Raw genomic sequence first — 19,680 nt, forward strand, 5'->3', positions numbered from 1 at the left:
ACTGGTCCACGGCACCTCTGGCGCCACTGTTCGTCGGATTCCGGGCAGCCACCGGAGCGATCCGGCAGCACTGCCCCGCCGTCGAATCTACCTTCGAGTACCGGCAGTCCTCGCCCACGGGGGCTATGGACAAGACCCCGTCCTGCTGCTAAGCGCTGCCTGGCGGGGCAGCAACCAGCAGGCCGGGAGATCGTCCGCGCGGCCCTCTTACCCCCCTGCCCACGCCCCACCCCTACCCGTGCCCCACTTGGCTCGAACGGGTGCGCCCCACCCGGATGGCTGACGTCCGCCCCGACGGCCGCGGAGCCCGTCACCCCGGATGCAAGGGCAGGCGGCCATGGCAAGGCTCACACCGGCCGGCGCCGGGCCCGCCCGTCCGGCCCCCGGCCCCGGCTTCCGGCCCCGGCACCAGGGAAGGCGCTCAGAGGGCCTCCTCGCCGCCCTCGCCGGCTCCCCCGTCGTCGTCCTCGTCCTCGTCGTCGCGGTCCGCCAGCACCGGCGAGCCGTGGTGCGACCACACCCGCCAGCCGTCCTCCGTACGCCGGAAGACATTGGTCGCCACGACCAGCTGGCCGATCAGCGGCCCCACCGAGCCGTCATCCTCGGCGGGCCCGCCGCTGAGGATGTTCTCGGTGCAGGTCACCAGCGCGGTGTCCCCGATGACGTCGATCTCCACATCCGTGAGGAAGAACTGGATGTACTCGGTGTTCGCCATGATCAGGGCGTACGAGCGCAGCACCTCGCCGCGCCCGCGCAGCACCGGCCATCCCGGGTGGACCACACTCACCTGGCCGTCCAGCCACAGTTCGGACAGCGCCTCGTGATCGCCGCGCTCGATGGTCTCGTACAGGGTGGTGTTCGCCTGCTCGACCAGTTCGATGTCCGTCCGTGGGCCCAAGCCGCTCACACCGTTCCCGTCGTCTTCGCCGTCGTCCCGCTCGCCTCACTGCCGGCGGCCGTCGCCGCCGTGGCACTACTGCCGGCCGCTGCCGCGCCCTCCACGGCACGGGCCACCCGTACCGCATCCGCGCTCGCCCTGACCTCGTGCACCCGCACCGCCCAGGCCCCCTCTCGCGCCACGATCGCCGATACCGCCGCCGTCGCGGCATCCCGCTCCCGGGCCGGCGGTGGGGCGGCTCCCTCGCCACCTGCCAGCACCCTGCCCAGGAACCGTTTCCTCGATGCGGCCACCAGCAGTGGCCGGCCCAGCGCCCGCAGCCGCGCCAGCTGGGCGACCAGCGCGAGATCGTGTCCGGCCTGCTTGGCGAAGCCCAGGCCGGGGTCGATGACGATCCGGTCCGGGTCGATCCCGCCGGACACCGCGCGCTCCATGCTCTGCCCGAGCTCGTCGACGACCTCGGCGACCACGTCCCCGTAGACGGCGCGGTTGTTCATGTCGATGGACTGGCCGCGCCAGTGCATCACGACGAACGGGACGTGGTGTGCGGCCACCACCGGCACCATCGCCGGGTCGGCGGCGCCCCCGCTGACGTCGTTGACCAGCCGCGCCCCGGCCGCCACGGCCTGTTCGGCGACCGAGGCCCGCATGGTGTCCACGGAGACCACGGCACCGGCCGCGGCCAGCTCCCGGACGACCGGAACGACCCGGCGCAGCTCCTCGGCCTCGTCCACCCGCGCCGCGCCCGGCCGGGTCGACTCGCCGCCCACGTCCACGATGTCGGCGCCCTGCGCCACCAGGTCGAGACCGTGTTTGACGGCGAGTTCGGTATCGAACCAGTCGCCGCCGTCGGAGAACGAATCGGGCGTCACATTGACGACGCCCATCACCGCGCAGCGGTCCCAGTCCGGCAGTCCGGCCACCCGGCCACGCAAGGTACTCATGGCACCAGCGTAGGCCGTGTGCCGACCGGCCGGATTGCCGCCACCGCATGCGGGGACTTCAGGGGCGCCGGCCCGCCGGAGGCCGTCCGGGCGGGCCCGGTCGCCCGGCCGGCGGGGCCGTTGGTCAGGCGGCCCGCTCGACGGCTTCCGGCGCGGCGGCCGGCCGCGGCATATGCGCGCACGGCCGCGGCTCCACGGTCTTCCGGCGCCGCAGTACGCGCGGCAGCCCCAGCTCCAGATAGCCCTCGGCCTGGAGCGCCGCCAGGCCGATCCGGGGGATGTCGCGGCTGTTGCGGAAGACCACGAAGCGGGGCTCCCAGCGCGGCCGGAACTTGTCGTTGAACTTGTACAGCGACTCGATCTGGTACCAGCGGGACAGGAAGATCAGCATCCCGCGCCAGACCCGGATGACCGGCCCCGCGCCGAGCTTCTCGCCGCGCTCCAGAGAGGAGCGGAAGACCGCGAAGTTCAGCGAGACCTGCTTGATCTTGAGATCCGGGGCGGCCTGAAGCGCGGCGACGATCAGCAGCTCGTTCATCCCGGGGTCGGCGCTGCGGTCGCGCCGCATCAGCTCCAGGGAGATCCCGCTGTCGCCCCACGGCACGAAGTGCTGCATCGCCTTGAGGTCGCCGTACGGGCCGGGCTCCTCGCCGTCGGCCGCCGGCAGATGCGCGGTGGCGATCACCGCGTCACCGTCGGCCACCGCGTCGATCCGGCCCAGCGCCATGGAGAAGCCGCGCTCGGTGTCGGTGTCCCGCCAGGCGTCCGCGGCCTTCTGGAGCTGGGCCAGCTCGTCCGGCGCCAGGTCGCGCACCCGCCGCACCCGCGTCTCGTAACCGTTGCGCTCGATGCGCTTGACCATCTGCCGTACGTTGCGCATCGCGCGACCGGTGAGGGTGAAGTCGGCGACGTCCACGATCGCCTCGTCACCGAGTTCCAGCGCGTCCATGCCGGTCTCCCGGGTCCACACCTGACCGCCGGTCTCGCTGCAACCGGTGACCGCCGGGGTCCAGGAGTGCGCCTTCGCCTCCTCCATGAAGCGCTCGATGGCGCCCGGCCAGGCCTCCACATCGCCGATCGGGTCGCCGCTGGCGAGCATCACACCGGAGATCACCCGGTAGCAGACCGCGGCCTTGCCGGTCGGGGAGAAGACCGCGCCCTTGTCACGGCGCAGCGCGAAGTAGCCGAGCGAGTCCCGGGCGCCGTGCCGGTCGAGCAGAGCGCGCAGCCGCTGCTCGTCCTCGTCGGTCAGCCGGGCCGCCGGGTGCTCGGGGCGGAAGGCGAGGTACGCGGTGGTGGCGACGGTCAGCAGGCCGAGCGCGCCGAGCGAGTAGCCGACGGTGTAGTCGACGTGGTGGGTGTAGGCGACCGGGCCCTCGAAGCCGAACAGGCCCCACAGGACGTGCTCGGCGCGCTCCCAGAGGGAGGGCGAGCCGATGGTCTTGTGGGGGTGCGAGCTGACGATGACCAGGCCGATGCCGAAGCTGACCCCGCCGAGGACGACGAGGTTGGCCAGCGCCTTCCAGCGGCTGCGCGGGTCGGGCAGGGCCGCGAACTCCCGCCGGTGCCACACCAGGAACACCAGGAGCGCCAGCGAGAGCACCGCCCCGAAGACGGAGTGGCGGTAGACCAGCTGGGCGGCGATCCCCACCGGCAGCAGCGCCACGGCCGCTCCCCAGGCCCGCCGCTTACGCCGCTTGAGGCCGTGGGCCAGAAGGAGCAGCAGGATGCCGACGACGATGGAGGCGGCGGCCGCCAGCGGGCTCACCGCGCCCGGCAGCACCTCTGCCAGGGCGTGCATCCGGCTGTGCCGGAACCGCGGGAAGACCCCTGCCGCCAGGTTCAGCAGGCCGACGACCACGCCGGCCGTACCGACGATCCCCGGCACCGCTTCGGGCCGCGGGCCACGGAGCCAGCGTGGTCCACGCCACGCAACCGTCTCCGACTTTTCGCCATCTAGCCTGTCAGACATCACTTTCCCGTCGCCCCGGTCGAGAGAACGTGCGAGCCTTGTCGCAGCATCTGGACTTTTTGCGCCCTGTATGACGGCGTTTCAGGGCTCGGGGTTCCACTAGCGGTACGGATGGCCCGGCCGCCCGGAAGAAAGCACCACATGGGTCTCACCAGTCAGAAAGTGCTGCTTCTTGCCGTCCTCGTCGCGGTGGCACTGTTCGTCCTCACGATTTGGCTCTGGCCGCGCCTCTCCAAGGGGAACTGGCGCGCCGTGCTCGGGCGTATCGGGCTGCTGGTGGCGACGCAGCTCTCCCTTTTCGCCACGATCGGTCTGTACGCCAACAATTCCTTCGGGTTCTACGCGTCCTGGGCCGACCTCTTCGGCCAGGAGCAGGAGCCGGGCGTGGTGACCGACTACCAGACCGGCCCGAACGGCACCAAGCTGCGGATGCTGGGCACCGAGCGGGTCAGCGTACAGAACGGCTCCCGGCCGGCGACCGGCGGCCGGATCGACAAGGTGCTGGTCCGCGGCGAACACTCGCAGATCGCCAGCCCCGCGTATGTCTACCTGCCGCCGCAGTACTTCCAGAAGAAATACGCCGGGAAGAAATTCCCGGCGGCCCTGGTGCTCACCGGCTACCCCGGCACCGCCGAGGCGCTCTACAAAAAGCTGCATTTCCCGCAGACCCAGCACGAACTGCTCAAGAAGCAGAAGATGCGGCCGACGGTCCTGGTCATGATGCGCCCGACCGTCGCTCCGCCGCGCGACACGGAGTGCATGGACATACCGAACGGCCCGCAGACCGAGACCTTCTTCACGAAGGACCTGCGCGCGGATATCTCCGAGCACTACCGAATAGGCCGCGAGGCCAAGAGCTGGGGTGTCGTGGGTGACTCCACCGGCGGCTACTGCGCGCTGAAGATGACCATGCGCCACCCCGAGGCGTACTCCAGCGCCGTCGCCCTCTCCGGCGCCTACAAGGCCCCGCGGGACGCCACCACCGGCGATCTCTTCGGCGGCAACCGGCAGCTGGAGCGCGAGAACAATCTGCTGTGGCGTCAGCGGCATCTGCCCGCGCCCCCGGTGAACCTGCTGGTCACCAGCAGCAAGCAGGGCGAGGGGAATTACCAGCAGACGCTGCGGTTCATCGAGCAGACGAAGTCGCCGAGCCGGGTCTCGTCGATCATCCTCGACAGCGGCGGCCACAACTTCAACACCTGGCGCCGCGAGATCCCCGCCGCCCTGGAGTGGCTGGGCAACCACCTCAGGGCCTGACCGGCGGGCACCCCGCCCCCCGACCGGCGACGGCCGGGTCCCTCCTGCGAGGGGCCCGGCCGTCCGGTGTCTGTGAGGGGGACGCGCGGCGGACCGGCCGTACGGGCCCGCGGTCCGGGGCCTCAGCGGGCCAGTATCAGGCTCATCGCCTCGGCGCGCGTGGCGGCGTCCCGCAGCTGGCCGCGCACGGCCGAGGTCGTCGTCTTGGCACCCGGCTTGCGCACCCCGCGCATGGTCATGCACATGTGCTCACACTCGATGACGACGATCACGCCGCGCGGCTCCAGGATCTCCATCAGGGAGTCCGCGATCTGCGTGGTCAGCCGCTCCTGGACCTGCGGGCGCCGGGCGAACACATCGACCAGCCGGGCCAGCTTGGACAGGCCGGTGATCTTGCCGTCGGTGGACGGGATGTAGCCGACATGGGCCACCCCGACGAACGGGACGAGGTGGTGCTCGCAGCTGGAGACCAGTTCGATGTCCTTGACCAGCACCATTTCGTCGTGGCCCAGGTCGAAGGTGGTCGTCAGCACGTCTTCCGGCTTCTGCCACAGCCCGGCGAAGATCTCCCGGTACGCCCGTGCCACCCGCGCCGGCGTCTCCAGCAGCCCCTCACGGTCCGGGTCCTCGCCCACCGCGATGAGCAGCTCGCGTACGGCGTTCTCGGCGCGCTTCTCGTCGAAAGTGCCGATCTTGCCGCCGACGTCCAGCGTCACAGGGTCCGTCATGTGGTGCCTCGTTCCTTCTGCGCCCGCTCGAATCGCGGTGGAAACGCGGAATGCCGCGCCCCCCAAGGCTAAACCTGGGGGGCGCGGCATTTATTCCGGGGCCCCTGAGGGCCACGGGATCAGCTCTCCGGGCGCTGCTCCTCGGGTGCTTCCGCCTTCTCCGTGGAGACGGTGGCGGTCGTGGTCACCGCGCCGTTGGCCGGGGCCAGCTCCTTCGGCGACAGCACCGGCGGGCGGCTGGAGGGCGTACGGCGCGACGAGCCGGTCCACGCCGGGCGGGCCGGACGCTTGACCACGTGCTTGAAGAGCTCGGCGATCTCCTCCTTGCCGAGGGTCTCCTTCTCCAGGAGCGTCAGCACGAGGTTGTCGAGCACATCGCGGTTCTCGACCAGGATCTCCCACGCCTCGTTGTGCGCGGTCTCGATGAGCTTCTTGACTTCCTCATCGACCAGCGCGGCGACCTCTTCCGAGTAGTCGCGCTGGTGACCCATCTCACGGCCCAGGAAGGGCTCGGAGTTGTCGGTGCCGAACTTGATCGCGCCGAGCCGCTCGGTCATGCCGTACTGCGTGACCATCGCGCGGGCCGTGGCGGTGGCCTTCTCGATGTCGTTCGCGGCACCCGTGGTCGGGTCGTGGAAGACCAGCTCCTCCGCCGCGCGGCCGCCCAGCATGTACGCCAGCTGGTCGAGCATCTCGTTGCGGGTGGTGGAGTACTTGTCCTCGTCGGGCAGGACCATGGTGTAGCCCAGAGCCCGGCCGCGGGACAGGATCGTGATCTTGTGGACCGGGTCGGAGTTCGGTGAGGCCGCCGCGACCAGGGCGTGTCCGCCCTCGTGGTACGCGGTGATCTTCTTCTCCTTCTCGGACATGATCCGGGTCCGCTTCTGCGGGCCGGCCACGACGCGGTCGATCGCCTCGTCCAGGAAGTGGTTGTTGATCAGCTTCTCATCGCTCCGGGCCGTCAGCAGCGCGGCCTCGTTGAGGACGTTGGACAGATCGGCACCGGTGAAGCCGGGGGTGCGCTTGGCGACGGCCGAGAGGTCGACGTCCGGCGCGACCGGCTTGCCCTTCTGGTGGACCTTGAGGATCTCCAGACGGCCCTGGAGGTCCGGACGGTCGACGGCGATCTGCCGGTCGAAACGGCCGGGACGCAGCAGCGCCGGGTCGAGGATGTCCGGGCGGTTCGTGGCGGCGATCAGGATCACGCCGCCCTTGACGTCAAAGCCGTCCATCTCGACCAGGAGCTGGTTGAGGGTCTGCTCACGCTCGTCGTGGCCACCGCCCAGACCCGCACCGCGGTGCCGGCCGACGGCGTCGATCTCGTCGACGAAGACGATCGCCGGGGCGTTCGCCTTGGCCTGCTCGAAGAGGTCACGGACCCGGGAGGCACCGACACCGACGAACATCTCGACGAAGTCGGAACCGGAGATCGAGTAGAACGGGACGCCCGCCTCGCCGGCGACGGCACGCGCCAGCAGCGTCTTGCCCGTTCCGGGCGGGCCGTAGAGCAGCACGCCCTTGGGGATCTTGGCGCCGACGGCCTGGAACTTCGCCGGCTCCTGGAGGAACTCCTTGATCTCGTGGAGCTCCTCGACGGCCTCGTCCGACCCCGCGACGTCCGTGAAGGTCGTCTTGGGGGTGTCCTTGGTGATCAGCTTCGCCTTGGACTTCCCGAAGTTCATCACCCGGGAGCCGCCGCCCTGCATCTGGTTCATCAGGAACAGGAAGACGACCACGATGAGGACGAAGGGGAGCAGCGAGAGCAGCACACCGACGAACGGGTTCTGCTTCGACGGGGAGACGGTGTACCCGTCCTTGATCTCGCCGGTCTGGTACTTGGCCTGAAGGTTCTTGGCCACGTCGACGCCCTGGTCGCCGATGTAGCTCGCCTGGAGCTTGTTCGAGCCCTCAACCTTGTTGGAGCCCGACAGCTCAATCTTGATCTTGTTCTCGTCACCGGTCGTCAGCTCGGCGGATTTCACCTTGTTGTCAGCGATCGCCTTGACGACCTGACCGGTGTCCACCGTCTTGTAGCCGCCGGACGAGCCGACGACCTGCATCAACACGACCACGGCGAGGACGGCCAGCACGATCCACATGACCGGCCCACGGAAGTATCGCTTCACGTCCATCCATACGGAGCCGCTGAGGCCCCGTCCCTCCTGCCACAGTGAGGCACAACGCCCTTGGGAGGGCTGGTCGTGCGTACGGTGTATTACTGGCCCGAAAAAGAACTGCCTTCGGACGGTACCCCAGCATTGTCACCCGGCGCCTGCGCCGACGGTGAACATGCAGCCGAGGATTCCGCTCTCCCTGCTCCAACGGCGGGAGGCCCCGAAGGGTTCCCGCCGGGCCGCAGCGGACGGTACCGGGCTCGCCCGGCCACCGCGGCCGGACGAGCGCGGGACGCCCTCAGCCGCCGTAGACGTGCGGCGCGAGGGTACCGACGAACGGCAGATTGCGGTACTTCTCCGCGAAATCGAGGCCGTATCCCACGACGAATTCGTTGGGGATGTCGAAGCCGATCCACTTCACGTCGATGGCGACCTTCGCCGCGTCGGGCTTGCGCAGCAGCGTGCAGACCTCCAGCGAGGCCGGCTCACGCGAGCCGAGGTTCGACAGCAGCCACGACAGCGTCAGACCGGAGTCGATGATGTCCTCGACGATCAGGACGTGCTTGCCCTTGATGTCGGTGTCGAGGTCCTTGAGGATGCGGACCACGCCGGAGGACTGGGTGCCCGCGCCGTACGACGACACGGCCATCCAGTCCATCGTGACGGGGGTGGACAGCGCGCGCGCCAGGTCCGCCATCACCATCACGGCGCCCTTGAGGACACCGACGATGAGCAGGTCCTTGCCCGCGTACTCCGCGTCGATCTTCGCGGCCAGCTCCGCCAGCTTCGCGTCGATCTCTTCCTTGCTGATGAGTACCGACTGAAGGTCGGAACCCATGTCCTTGTCGTCCACCCGTGCCACTCTCGCTCTGTTCGGTGTTCGCGTCAGTCGTGAGACTTCGGTGCGGGGCAGCGTCTGCGGCTCAGCCCTGCCGAATGACCAGTCTGCCACCCTGCCGGCGCACACCTACGCGCCCGGGGAGGTTGATGGCCCCCTGCCCCCGCCAGGCGGTGATCAGCCGGTCCACTTCCTCGATGTGGCGGGCGAAGAGCGAACCGGCTGGTGAACCGGCGCCGATGACCGCCCGGCGCAGCACCCGGCGGCGCACCGCGGGGGGCAGGGCGAACAGGGCGGCGATGTCGAGGGAGCCGCTGTCGTCAAGGACCGAGCCCTCGGCGTCGGCGGCCCAGGCGTCCAGGGCGTCGGCGTCGTCACGGGAGAGCTGGGCGGTACGGGCCAGCGCCTCGACGACGCCCTTGCCGAGCGCCTTCTCCAGGGCGGGCAGGCCCTCGTGGCGCAGTCGTGAGCGGGTGTAGGCGGGGTCGGCGTTGTGCGGGTCGTCCCAGACGGGCAGCGCCTGGATCAGACAGGCTTTACGGGCGGTCTGGCGGTCCACGTCGAGGAAGGGCCGGCGATAGCGCCCGTCCCGGCCGCTGGTCGCGGCCATCCCGGAGAGCGAGCGGGTCCCGGAGCCGCGGGCGAGACCGAGCAGCACCGTCTCGGCCTGGTCGTCGCGGGTGTGGCCGAGGAGGACCGCGGTGGCGCCATGGCGCTCGGCGGCGGCGTCCAGGGCGGCGTAGCGGGCGTCACGGGCGGCGGCTTCCGGTCCGCCGGACTGCCGGCCGCCGCTCCCGCGGTATCCGGTGCCGTGCGCCACCCTGTTCGGTTCGTCCACGTCGACGGCGACGGCCTCTGCGGGGTCGAGCCCCAGGGCCCGCAGCCGCAGGACGACCTCGGCGGCACGGAGGTCCGAGCCCTCCTGGAGGCCGTGGTCGATGGTCACGCCCCCGGCGCGGACCCCGAGCTTGGGGGCCTCGAAGGCGAGGGCGGAGGCGAGCGCCATCGAATCGGCGCCGCCGGAGCACGCGACGAGCACGAGCGGGGGCTCGTGCCGGTCCTGCGCGCAGTGGTGGGTGAGCACGTCGTGGAGTACGCGGCGGACCGCCAGGCGTATCGCGGCGACCGCTGGATGGGGACCCATGTCCGTTTCCAATCGTTCAGCTGGGGAGCCTCGGGCCGTGGACGGCTTCGTCACACAGAGTGCCTAGATGGTGACAGAGGCGAGCGGTTCCCCGAGCATTGCACGCCTATCCCTCGGTAACGGTCCCTCAGACGGGTGATTGAAGGGGCGCTCTACTGCCACGCGGCGTGCCCAGCTCACACCATTCGCTTACGGTGCCCCGTCCGCTTTGCGGTGCACCCGCGCGATCCAGTCCGCCGGTTTGGCGATCTCTTGTTTGGTCGGGAGGGTGTTCGGCGACGTCCACACCCGGTTGAAGCCATCCATGCCCACCTCCTCGACGACCGCGCTGACGAACCGCTCGCCGTCGCGGTACTGCCGCAGCTTGGCGTCCAGGCCGAGCAGCTTGCGCAGCGCCTGGTCCAGCCGGCCGGCGCCGCTTGCCCGACGCTTCTGGAACTTCTCCCGGATCTCGGCGACCGACGGCACGACATCGGGCCCCACACCGTCCATCACATAATCCGCGTGCCCCTCCAGCAGCGACATCACCGCGGTCAGCCGGCCGAGGATCTCGCGCTGCGCGGGCGTCTGGACGAGATCGACGAGGGAGCGGCCCTCGTCCTCGCCCTCCTCGCCCTCGGGCTTGGCGCCGGCCAGCGACTGGGCGGCCTCGCGCAGCCGCTCCAGGAGGGCGCCCGGGTCGATGTCCGTCTCACCGAGGAACGACTGGATCTCGCCCTCGATGTGGTCCCGCAGCCACGGGACGGCGGTGAACTGGGTGCGGTGGGTCTCCTCGTGGAGGCACACCCACAGCCGGAAGTCGTGCGGGGCCACTTCGAGCTCGCGCTCCACATGCACGATGTTCGGCGCGACGAGCAGCAGCCGGCCGCCCTGCGCCGCGGCCGGCAGATCCCGGGAGGCCGGGGCGAACGTCTCGTACTGGCCGAGGACCCGCGAGGCCAGGAACGACAGCAGCATGCCCAGCTCCACGCCGGTCACCTTGCCGCCGACCGCGCCGAGCACCGCGCCCCCGGGGACCGTCGAGCGGCGGTCCTCCATCTTGGCCAGCAGCGGCTTGAGCACGGCCCGGAACCCCGCGACATTCGCCTTGATCCAGCCGGGCCGGTCCACGACGAGGACCGGGGTGTCATGCGGCTCCTCGCCCGTCGCGTCGGGCTGTGCCATCCGCGTGAACGCCCGGACATGTGCCTCGGAGGACTTGGCGTGCTTGCGCAGCTCGGCGACGATCGCGCGCGCCTCGTCCCGGCTCACCTCTGGCCCCGGCCGCACGAACCGGGTCGCGGTCGCGACCGCGAGGTTCCAGTCGACCATCTCGGTTCCACCGATGCTCGTCATGGGTTCACCGTACGTGGGCGCATGGCCCGGGGGTAGCGGACTGGTGAGCTCTGCCGCACCGAACCACCCACGAACACCCCCACCAACATCACAACAACCCCCCAACGGGAGGGGACGGGCCGGAGGGGCAGGGGTGTGGGACGTAAAGCGAAGCAGTCCCACACCCCTGCCCCTCCGGCCCGTCACCGCACCCGACAGCCCCGCGCAGCGGACCGGCCCGCCGCAGGCGCAACGGCGGGGGCACCGCGCAGCGGGCATCAAACGGCGAGCAACCCCCACGGCGGGAAGGCCGACAACGTGGGACTCAGCGGCAACCGCAATTGGCTACTGCCGAGGCGAGTTTGTCGAGGGCGTTCTGGGCCCCTTGGGGATCGGTCGTGCCGGTGGTCATGAAGGAGAAGGCAAGGAGGCGGCCGTCGGCGTCGACGACGGTGCCGGCGAGGGTGTTCACGCCGGTGAGGGTGCCGGTCTTGGCGCGTACGGCACCGGCGCCGGCGCTCTGGCCCCGGTAGCGGGTGCTGAGGGTGCCGGTGAAGGCGGCCACCGGGAGGCCGGTGACGACGGGGCGCAGGGCCGGGTGGTCGGGCGACGAGGCGTGCAGCAGGAGGCGGGAGAGCAGGCCCGCGGTGACCTTGTCGTCGCGGTCCAGGCCGCTGCCGTCCTCGAAGACGGCGCCGGACAGCGGGAGGTGCTCCCGCTGGAGGGCGGTGCGGACGGCCTTGCCGGCCCCGGCGAAGCTGGCCGGCTGCCGGGAGGCGAGGGCGGTCTGGCGGGCCAGTGCCTCGGCGATGTCGTTGTCGCTGTAGGTGAGCATCCGCTCGACGAGCGCGGACAGCGGCAGGGAGTGCACGGCGGCGATCCGGGCGGCCTTCTTGGGGGCCTTGGCGCCCTCGGGGTCGCCGTCGACGGTGATGCCGCGGTCGTGGAGCAGATCGGCGAAGGTGCGGGCCGCCGTGTGGGAGGGGTCGGTGTCGCGGGGGGCGGTGCCGTGCTCGGAGTCGTCGAGGCGGGCCTCGTCGGTCATCAGCGCGGTGACGGGGGCGATGTTCTCGTTCGGGCCGATGGGGTGCTGGACGGGTCCCGAGTACGCGGCGGCGTCATAGGCCAGGCTGATCTTGGTGAGGTGGCGCTTCTTGAGGGCACGGGCGGTGGCATCGGCGAGGGTGCGCAGGTTCGCGGGGTGTTCCTCGGCGCCGTGCCGCGGGGCGCGGGCGGTGAGGGTGGGGTCGCCGCCGCCGACCAGGACGAGGCGGTTCTTGCCGGTCAGGACCACGGTGGTGTCGATGCGGTGGTCGGGGCCGAGCGCGGAGAGCGCGGCGACGGCGGTGGCGAGCTTGACGGTGGAGGCGGGGGTGGCGGCCTTGCCCTGGCCCTCGCCGAAGACCTCCCGGCCCGCGGCCACGTCCAGGACGGAAGCCGTCCGCAGCGGGCCGAGCGCCGGGTCCTTCAGCAGCGGGGCGAGTGCGTCAGCCAAGCCCGCGTCGGTGGGGGCGGGCGCGGCGCCACGGCCCGCGGCACCGGGCACCCGGCCGCCGAGCGCGGGCAGCACCGGGGGTGCGCTGGGCGCCGGCCGGGCCTCCGGAGCGTGATGCTCGCCACTGGCACCGTCCATCTCGGCCGCCTCCGCCCGCTCGGCCGTACGCTGACCCGAGTCCCACGGCCCGGACGCCGCCACCGCGACGATCGCGACCGCAAGGCCGGTGGCTGCGGAAACCGCCGTCAGCCGCCAGGTCTGCTGGGTCTGGCGGGGTGTGGCCTGCCAGGTCTGCCGCGTGGCATCGACCGCCGTCTGCGCCCACCGGACCGCCGCGCGCGTCGCCGCCCGCGCGGACCGTTCCGCCGACTGCCATCTGACCTGCCACTTTCCGGTCTCGGGCACCTCGGACCAGCCCCTTTCGCCACCACACACCTGCGTGGGGGACACTTAATCACCAGACGTATGTGTTGATCATGGAGGAGCCACCCGTGGAGTTCGACGTCACCATCGAGATCCCGAAGGGTTCGCGGAACAAGTACGAGGTGGACCACGAGACCGGTCGGATCCGCCTGGACCGTCGACTCTTCACCTCGACCAGCTACCCGGCCGACTACGGCTTTGTCGAGAACACCCTGGGCGAGGACGGCGACCCGCTGGACGCGCTGGTCATCCTGGACGAGCCGACCTTCCCCGGCTGCCTCATCAAGTGCCGCGCCATCGGCATGTTCCGGATGACGGACGAGGCCGGCGGCGACGACAAGCTGCTGTGCGTGCCCGCGTCCGACCCGCGCGTGGAGCACCTGCGGGACATCCACCACGTGTCGGAGTTCGACCGCCTGGAGATCCAGCACTTCTTCGAGGTCTACAAGGACCTGGAGCCCGGTAAGTCCGTCGAGGGCGCCAACTGGGTCGGCCGCACCGAGGCCGAGGCGGAGATCGAGGCCTCGTTCAAGCGCCTTGAGGCGCAGGGCGGCGCGCACTGACGCAGCGTCGTCGGCCCGGCGTCCGGCGGGGATTCCCTGACCGCGGCGCCCGGGTCCGCGCGCGCTGATTTTCGTACGCGAACGGGCGGCACCCAGTCGGGTTGCCGCCCGTTCGTGCGTGCCGGGGCCGGGTCGGCGGCCCCGGCACGACCGCTCAGAAGCCGCGGGTGCGCTTGGCGGCCCGGCGTCCGATGCCGGCCTCCTCGACCCCGGGTGCCCGCAGGAACAGCCGCGCGACCTCGGCACCGAGGTTGACTCCCACCGCGATGGCCAGCGCCAGCGAGACGGCCTGCACCAGGGAGGTGAGGCCCTCCGGCAAGTGGCCCTGGGCGAAGTTGAGCAGCCCGAAGTACGTGGCACTACCGGGCAGCAGCGGGCCGATGGCCGCGGTGACGTACGGCAGGGCCGACGCATAGCGGTAGCGGGAGAGCAACTGGCCGAAGAGGCCGACCAGTCCGGCCGCGATGGCGGTGGCGGGCACGGGGTTCATCTCGGCGACGTAGTGGAGGGCGCCGTAGACGACCCAGGCGACACCGCCGTTCAGGGTCGCAAACGCCACGGTGTGACGTTCCTGCTGGAGCAGCACACAGAACGCCAGTGCCAGCAGCATGGATGCGGTGATCTGCACCAGCGGCTCGTTGTACGCCCCCAGCGCCTGCTCGGGGTTGAGCCGCCGGAGGCCGGGGTTCAGCTGGAGTCCGATGTAGAGCACGCTGAGGACGCCGACGACGATGCCGACGATGAGGTAGCCGACCTCCAGCAGACGGGCGGCGGCGGTGATGTAGTAGCCGGTCAGCCCGTCGTGGACGCCGGCGACCAGCGCCCGCCCCGGGATCAGCGCGAACAGCCCACCGGTGATCACCGCGGACGCCTGCACATTGGCGTGGGCCAGACCGAAGGCGACGCCCACCGCCGCGGGCGGCATCGCCGCCACCACGAACTGGTAGAACTCCGGCAGCCCGCGCCCGGACGCGAGCCAGGCCAGCCGGTCGCCGAGCATCGAGCCCAGCGCGGCCGCGAGGAACACCAGCAGCTCGCCGCCGACCAGCATCGAGGCGGCACCGGACAGCAGCCCGGAGGCCACTGTCAGCGCCCAGCTCGGGTACGGGTGGCGGTTACGGCGGATCTCGGCGAGGCCGCGGTAGGCCTCTTCGAGGGTGATGCCCTCGGAGGTGATGTCGTCGACGAGCCGGAAGACCGCGGACAGCCGGGTGTAGTCGACGCCACGGCGCCGTACCGTCCGGCTGGCCGTGACCGGGTCGTCGACCAGCGACGGCTGGTAGGAGATCGACAGCAGGGTGAAGGTGACGGTCGGCTCGACCCGCTCCAGCCCGTAGGCGTGCCCGACGCCGAACATCGCGGCCTCGACGTCCTCCGCGCCCTCACCGCCGGCGAGCAGGATCTCGCCGATACGGAGCGTCAGGTCGAGTACGCGGGGGACGGCCGGGCCGGTGTCTTCGTCGCCGCGCTCCAAGCGCTCGGGGACCGGGCGCTCGTGGACCGGCATCCGGAGCATGGTCCGCATCCGGTCCTGCCAGGGAGCTTCCTTGGTGAGGCTGACGGCGGGGATGCCGTGCGGCGGGGTGAAGGCGAGACTCATCGCCGTGGCGCCCACGGGGGCGGGCAGCGGAGTCTGGCCGGTGGTGCTGCTGGGCCGGGTGAAGGCCGAGCCCTCCTGCTCGGTCGGCGCCTCCGGGCGCAGGCCCGCGGGCAGCGCGAACTCGGAGGTGGGGTGCTCGTCCTCGGGAAGCGGCGGGTAGGGCACGCCCAGTGGCGGGGTGAAGGCACTGTGCGCCTCGTCCGACTGGGGCTTGCGGTCCTCGGGACCGGTCTGATCCGAGGCACCGCTGCCGCCACCGCTGCCGCTCGTGCCGCGCTGGCCGCGCTGGCCTCGCTGTGGGTCCGACACCACGGGTCTTCGCTCTCCTCGTAAGCCTCCTGACGGATGTCAAGGACACGATGCCTGATGAGGATGCGGGGCGCTTGCACGGGGGGCACGAATTCCGGGCTCACCACGTGGTCGGCTGTCCCGCCGTGGTGGTTTCCCGCCGTGGCGCCTGCGGCGGGCTTGGGCCGCTGCGGGCTTCTCGTCGGCCCACGTGGTCGGCTGTCCCGCCGTGGCGCCTGCGGCGGGCTTGGGCCGCTGCGCGGGGCCGTTGGGTGCGGCGACGGGCCGGTGGGGCCGGGGTTCAGGACTGCTTCGCTTTACGTCCTGAACCCCGGCCCCACCGGCCCGTCGCCTCCCGTTGTGGGTGAGGGGGAAGGGTTGTGGGGGCCGGGCTGTGTGGCCCTCGCCCGGCCGGTGTGTGGCCTTCTCCCGGCCGTTGTCAGCGCTTGGCGTGGCGGCCGCGGCGGGGCTCTGTGGGGGCGCCGTGGGGGCGGTCCGTGGGGTGGGGAGGGGCGGGCTGGTCCTTCTTCGACTTGCTGCGGGCGCGGAGGTACTCGATGACGATCGGGATCACGGAGATCAGCACGATCGCGACCAGCATCATCTCGATGTTCTTGTGGACGAACTCGATGTTCCCGAGCAGCGCGCCGAGCAGGGTGACGCCGGCGCCCCACAGCGTGCCGCCGATGATGTTGAAGGTGATGAAGGAGCGGTAGTTCATCCGGCTCACACCGGCGACGATCGGCGTGAAGGTCCGCACGATCGGCACGAAGCGGGCCAGGATCAGCGACTTGGGGCCGTACTTCTCGAAGAATTCATGCGCCTTCTCGACGTTCTCCTGCTTGAACAGGCGGGAGTCGGGGCGCTTGAAGAGCGCGGGCCCGACCTTCCGGCCGAAGAGGTAGCCGGCCTGGTCGCCCAGGACCGCGGCCAGCACGACCAGCGAGCACACCAGCCACAGCGGCTTGTCCAGCTTGTTCGTGGTCACCAGCAGACCGGTGGTGAACAGGAGCGAGTCACCGGGCAGGAAGAAGCCGATCAGCAGGCCGGATTCCGCGAAGACGATGACCAGGACGCCGATCAGGCCGAATGTCGCGATGAGATAGTCCGGGTCCAGCCACTGGGGGCCGAGCGCGAGAGTATTCACGGGGTGAAGGCTCCTGGGTCGAGGGCGCCGGATCGTGCGGTGCGTGGGGGCGAAGCGACGGGATGAAGGCGCGTGTGCGGCCAAAACTATCAACGCCGGGTGGCCCGCCTTGGTTCCAGGCGGGCCCCGGCCCCACCCGAGCCCCCCACCCGACGGCCCCCGACCGCTGGCCGCTCCCAGCGGGCCGGGTGATGCTGGCCGTAAGGAGGTGCGCGCCATGGGCATCGAGGAATACGGCGGTGGACAGCATGCGCAGTCCGACGTCCTGGTGGTGACGACCAACGACGTCCCGGGGTTTCACGTGGAACGGGTGATCGGCGAGGTCTTCGGCCTGACGGTGCGCTCACGGCACCTCGGCAGCCAGATCGGCGCGGGCCTGAAGTCGATGATCGGCGGCGAGCTGCGGGGCCTGACCAAGACCCTGGTGGAGACCCGTAACCAGGCGATGGAACGGCTGGTGGACCAGGCCCGCTCGCGTGGTGCGAACGCAGTGCTGATGTTCCGCTTCGATGTCACGGAGGCCGCCGACGTGGGCACCGAGGTGTGTGCCTACGGAACGGCCGTGGTGCTCTCCCCGCAGAGCTGACCCCGTAGGCGCTCCGTACGGGCCGGGGGCGCGCTCCCCGGCCCGTACGGATCACTGGTGACGGGCCGCGTTGGCCAGGATCGCGTCCCGCAGATACCCGGCGAGGCCGGCCCGGATCGCCTCGTAGGTGGCGGTGAAGCGCTCGTCCGCGACATATATCTCGCCGAGGCAGGTGTGCTGCTCGTGCGAGCACTCGTAGTACGCGCCACAGATGAACTGCCGGTGCTCCTCGGCGACATCCATGGCCACCACGGAATCCGCCGCCACCCCCTCGGCGAGCAGGTCCGCCATCTTCCGGTGGAGGGCGTCGAGCTGCGCCGTCAGCCGCTTCCAGTCGTCCTTGGTGTACGCGGCCGTCCTGCGCTGCGACTCCTTGTAGGCATCGGTGTGGCCCCAGCGCTCCTCCACCTCCGCCGCGTGCTCGTCCGGGTCGAAGTCCCCGAAGACCTCGAACTTCTCCTCCGGTGTGAGCCGTACGTTCATCCTGCGTGCCTCCATCGCGTGTTCGACGGCGGCGGCCATCTTCTGGAGCTTCTCGATCCGTGTGGTCAGCAGGTCGTGCTGGCGCCGCAGATGCTCCCGCGGGTCCACGTCCGGATCGTCCACGAGGGCCGCGACCTCATCGAGCGGAAACCCGAGCTCCCGGTAGAACAGGATCTGCTGCAACCGGTCCAGGTCGTCCTCGCCGTAGCGCCGGTGACCTGCGTGATTGCGCTCGCCGGGCTGGAGCAGCCCGATCTCGTCGTAGTGGTGCAGGGTGCGCACCGTCACACCGGCGAAGGCCGCGACCTGCCCTACCGAATAGCTCACTTCCGCTCCCTTCTGGGTACGCGCACCACGATGTGGCCTCACGCCGCGTGAGGTGCAAGTCCGCATCATGAAAACCCGTGAGGCGCCGGAGCGGCGGGTGAGATCCTGCGCCCCATGCTGGGGATAACGGATCTGTCCACGTATCTGGTGGGGCTTGCGCTGATCATTCTGCTGCCGGGCCCGAATTCGCTCTACGTCGTGTCGGTGGCGGCCCGGCGCGGTCCGCGGGTGGCGTACCGGGCGGCGGCCGGGGTGCTGTGCGGTGACACGGTGCTGATGACGCTGTCGGCGGGCGGGGTGGCCTCGCTGCTTCAGACCACGCCGGTGCTGTTCGCCGTGGTCAAGTTCGCCGGTGCGGGCTATCTGACGTGGCTGGCGGTCGGGATGCTGCGCGGTGCCTGGGCGTTGTGGCGGGGCCGGGAGGCCCGCCGGGCCGAGCGGGCCGAGGAGAGGGCCGGGGCGCCGAAGGAGGCCGTGGAGCGGCCGTACCGCAGGGCGCTGGTGGTCAGTCTGCTCAACCCGAAGGCGATTCTGTTCTTCATCTCCTTCTTCGTGCAGTTCGTGGACCCGTCCTATGCCCATCCGGTGCTGTCGTTCCTGACGCTGGGCGCCTGGGCGCAGCTGTTCAGCTTCACGTATCTGACGGTCCTGATCTTCAGCGGGACGTTTCTGGCGGCGACCTTCCGCCGCCGCAAGCGGCTGACCGCCGGGCTGTCCGCGGGCGCCGGTGCGGCGTTCCTCGGCTTCGCCGCGAAGCTGTCGCTGGCGAGCGCGAACTGAGCCGGCGCCCGGCAGCCGGCGCGCACCCACGGGCGGGTGGCGGTCCTCAGGGGCGGCCGCCCGCCCGTGGCGCTTCCACTGGGTGAACCCTGGAGGCCACGTACCCCCTATGCCCTTATTGTCGGGTTCGAGGAGGTATGTCGATGCCCGTGCATGACGTCCATGTCGCCGTCATCTACTACTCGTCGACCGGTACCGTCGCCGAGCTCGCCCGGCTGATCGCGGACGCCGCCGAGCACGCAGGGGCGGATGTACGACTGCGCCGGGCCGCGGAACTCGCCCCGCAGACCGCGATCGACGCCAACCCGGCCTGGGCCGCCAACGCCGCGGCCACCGCCGACATCATGGAAGCCGCCCACGAGGACGTGCTCTGGGCGGACGCGGTGATCTTCGGGACCCCCACCCGCTTCGGCAATGTGACCTCGCAGCTCAAGCAGTACCTCGACACCCTGGGCGGCCTCTGGCAGCAGGGCCGGCTGGCCGACAAGGTCTACAGCGGCTTCACCGCGAGCGCCACCAAGCACGGTGGCCAGGAGTCCACGCTGCTGGCGCTCTACCACACCGTCCACCACTTCGGCGGCATCCTCGTGACGCCGGGCTACACCGACCCGGCGAAGTTCACCGACGGCAATCCCTACGGCACCTCCCATGTCGGCGGCCCCGACACCCCCCTCGACGACGACGCACGCACCGCCGCCCGCATCCAGGCGGAGCGCGTGGTGAAGTTCACCAAAGCCATCAAACACGGCCTGGCACACGCCAGTTGACGGGCAGGCGCG

17 protein-coding genes are annotated in these 19,680 nt (G+C 70.8%); 5 read left to right on the forward strand and 12 right to left on the reverse strand.

All coding sequences use genetic code 11. The annotated features are described in order from the left end of the window. Positions 1-421 precede the first annotated feature (421 nt). From TU31_RS05785 to TU31_RS05795, 3 genes are all read right to left on the reverse strand, one after another. The gene (locus tag TU31_RS05785; protein WP_042151684.1) at positions 422-898 is read right to left on the reverse strand and encodes a nuclear transport factor 2 family protein; all 477 of its coding nucleotides are present in this window, start codon (positions 896-898) and stop codon (positions 422-424) included. A gap of 5 nt (positions 899-903) precedes the next feature. Next, on the reverse strand, positions 904-1,842 hold the full coding sequence (folP, locus tag TU31_RS05790; protein WP_181018550.1) for a dihydropteroate synthase: 939 nt from the start codon (positions 1,840-1,842) through the stop codon (positions 904-906). Positions 1,843-1,966: 124 nt separating this feature from the next. Beyond that, a complete protein-coding gene (locus TU31_RS05795) occupies positions 1,967-3,814 on the reverse strand; it encodes a phosphatidylglycerol lysyltransferase domain-containing protein (protein WP_042150317.1) in 1,848 nt (615 codons plus the stop codon). Between the two features lie 141 nt (positions 3,815-3,955). Here TU31_RS05795 and TU31_RS05800 point away from each other — a divergent pair, with 141 nt between their 5' ends. Next, positions 3,956-5,071 carry an alpha/beta hydrolase gene (locus tag TU31_RS05800; RefSeq protein WP_042150320.1) on the forward strand — a complete coding sequence of 372 codons (1,116 nt, stop codon included), beginning with the start codon at positions 3,956-3,958 and terminating at the stop codon, positions 5,069-5,071. Between the two features lie 122 nt (positions 5,072-5,193). On the opposite strand, the gene folE is transcribed toward TU31_RS05800, so the two are convergent. The 6 genes from folE to dacB form a co-directional block, all read right to left on the reverse strand. Then, positions 5,194-5,799 (reverse strand): GTP cyclohydrolase I FolE, encoded by a 606-nt coding sequence (gene folE / locus TU31_RS05805; protein WP_042150323.1) that lies wholly within the window; start codon positions 5,797-5,799, stop codon positions 5,194-5,196. Positions 5,800-5,918: 119 nt separating this feature from the next. Further along, positions 5,919-7,931, reverse strand: a complete 2,013-nt coding sequence (ftsH, locus tag TU31_RS05810; protein WP_042150327.1) for an ATP-dependent zinc metalloprotease FtsH — start codon at positions 7,929-7,931, stop codon at positions 5,919-5,921. Positions 7,932-8,211: 280 nt separating this feature from the next. Then, positions 8,212-8,751, reverse strand: a complete 540-nt coding sequence (gene hpt, locus TU31_RS05815; protein WP_030077134.1) for a hypoxanthine phosphoribosyltransferase — start codon at positions 8,749-8,751, stop codon at positions 8,212-8,214. A gap of 85 nt (positions 8,752-8,836) precedes the next feature. Continuing rightward, positions 8,837-9,895: a tRNA lysidine(34) synthetase TilS gene (tilS, locus tag TU31_RS05820; protein WP_042150330.1), complete on the reverse strand. Its 1,059-nt coding sequence runs from the start codon at positions 9,893-9,895 to the stop codon at positions 8,837-8,839. Positions 9,896-10,084: 189 nt separating this feature from the next. Next, positions 10,085-11,230 carry an Rv3626c family coenzyme F420 biosynthesis-associated protein gene (locus TU31_RS05825; protein WP_042150331.1) on the reverse strand — a complete coding sequence of 382 codons (1,146 nt, stop codon included), beginning with the start codon at positions 11,228-11,230 and terminating at the stop codon, positions 10,085-10,087. Positions 11,231-11,534: 304 nt separating this feature from the next. After that, positions 11,535-13,109 carry a D-alanyl-D-alanine carboxypeptidase/D-alanyl-D-alanine endopeptidase gene (gene dacB, locus TU31_RS05830; protein ID WP_042150334.1) on the reverse strand — a complete coding sequence of 525 codons (1,575 nt, stop codon included), beginning with the start codon at positions 13,107-13,109 and terminating at the stop codon, positions 11,535-11,537. A gap of 86 nt (positions 13,110-13,195) precedes the next feature. Between dacB and TU31_RS05835 the strand changes: the two genes are divergently transcribed. Next, positions 13,196-13,690 (forward strand): inorganic diphosphatase, encoded by a 495-nt coding sequence (locus TU31_RS05835; protein ID WP_018090094.1) that lies wholly within the window; start codon positions 13,196-13,198, stop codon positions 13,688-13,690. A gap of 154 nt (positions 13,691-13,844) precedes the next feature. Here TU31_RS05835 and TU31_RS05840 read toward each other — a convergent pair whose 3' ends face one another. Both TU31_RS05840 and TU31_RS05845 read right to left on the reverse strand, forming a co-directional pair. Continuing rightward, positions 13,845-15,602 carry a threonine/serine exporter family protein gene (locus TU31_RS05840; protein ID WP_042150339.1) on the reverse strand — a complete coding sequence of 586 codons (1,758 nt, stop codon included), beginning with the start codon at positions 15,600-15,602 and terminating at the stop codon, positions 13,845-13,847. 415 nt (positions 15,603-16,017) lie between these two features. Beyond that, the gene (locus TU31_RS05845) at positions 16,018-16,725 is read right to left on the reverse strand and encodes a DedA family protein (protein ID WP_042150342.1); all 708 of its coding nucleotides are present in this window, start codon (positions 16,723-16,725) and stop codon (positions 16,018-16,020) included. Between the two features lie 217 nt (positions 16,726-16,942). Here TU31_RS05845 and TU31_RS05850 point away from each other — a divergent pair, with 217 nt between their 5' ends. Next, positions 16,943-17,311 (forward strand): YbjQ family protein, encoded by a 369-nt coding sequence (locus tag TU31_RS05850; protein WP_042150344.1) that lies wholly within the window; start codon positions 16,943-16,945, stop codon positions 17,309-17,311. A 51-nt stretch (positions 17,312-17,362) separates the two neighbouring features. Here the strand turns inward: TU31_RS05850 and TU31_RS05855 are convergent, their stop codons facing one another. Next, on the reverse strand, positions 17,363-18,121 hold the full coding sequence (locus TU31_RS05855; RefSeq protein ID WP_042150347.1) for a MerR family transcriptional regulator: 759 nt from the start codon (positions 18,119-18,121) through the stop codon (positions 17,363-17,365). Positions 18,122-18,235: 114 nt separating this feature from the next. Here TU31_RS05855 and leuE point away from each other — a divergent pair, with 114 nt between their 5' ends. Then, positions 18,236-18,901: a leucine efflux protein LeuE gene (gene leuE / locus TU31_RS05860; RefSeq protein WP_042150350.1), complete on the forward strand. Its 666-nt coding sequence runs from the start codon at positions 18,236-18,238 to the stop codon at positions 18,899-18,901. 143 nt (positions 18,902-19,044) lie between these two features. Continuing rightward, positions 19,045-19,668, forward strand: a complete 624-nt coding sequence (wrbA, locus tag TU31_RS05865) for an NAD(P)H:quinone oxidoreductase (RefSeq protein WP_042151689.1) — start codon at positions 19,045-19,047, stop codon at positions 19,666-19,668. Positions 19,669-19,680 lie beyond the last annotated feature (12 nt).

The organism is Streptomyces lydicamycinicus (genome assembly GCF_000829715.2).
GTDB classification, from domain to species: domain Bacteria; phylum Actinomycetota; class Actinomycetes; order Streptomycetales; family Streptomycetaceae; genus Streptomyces; species Streptomyces lydicamycinicus.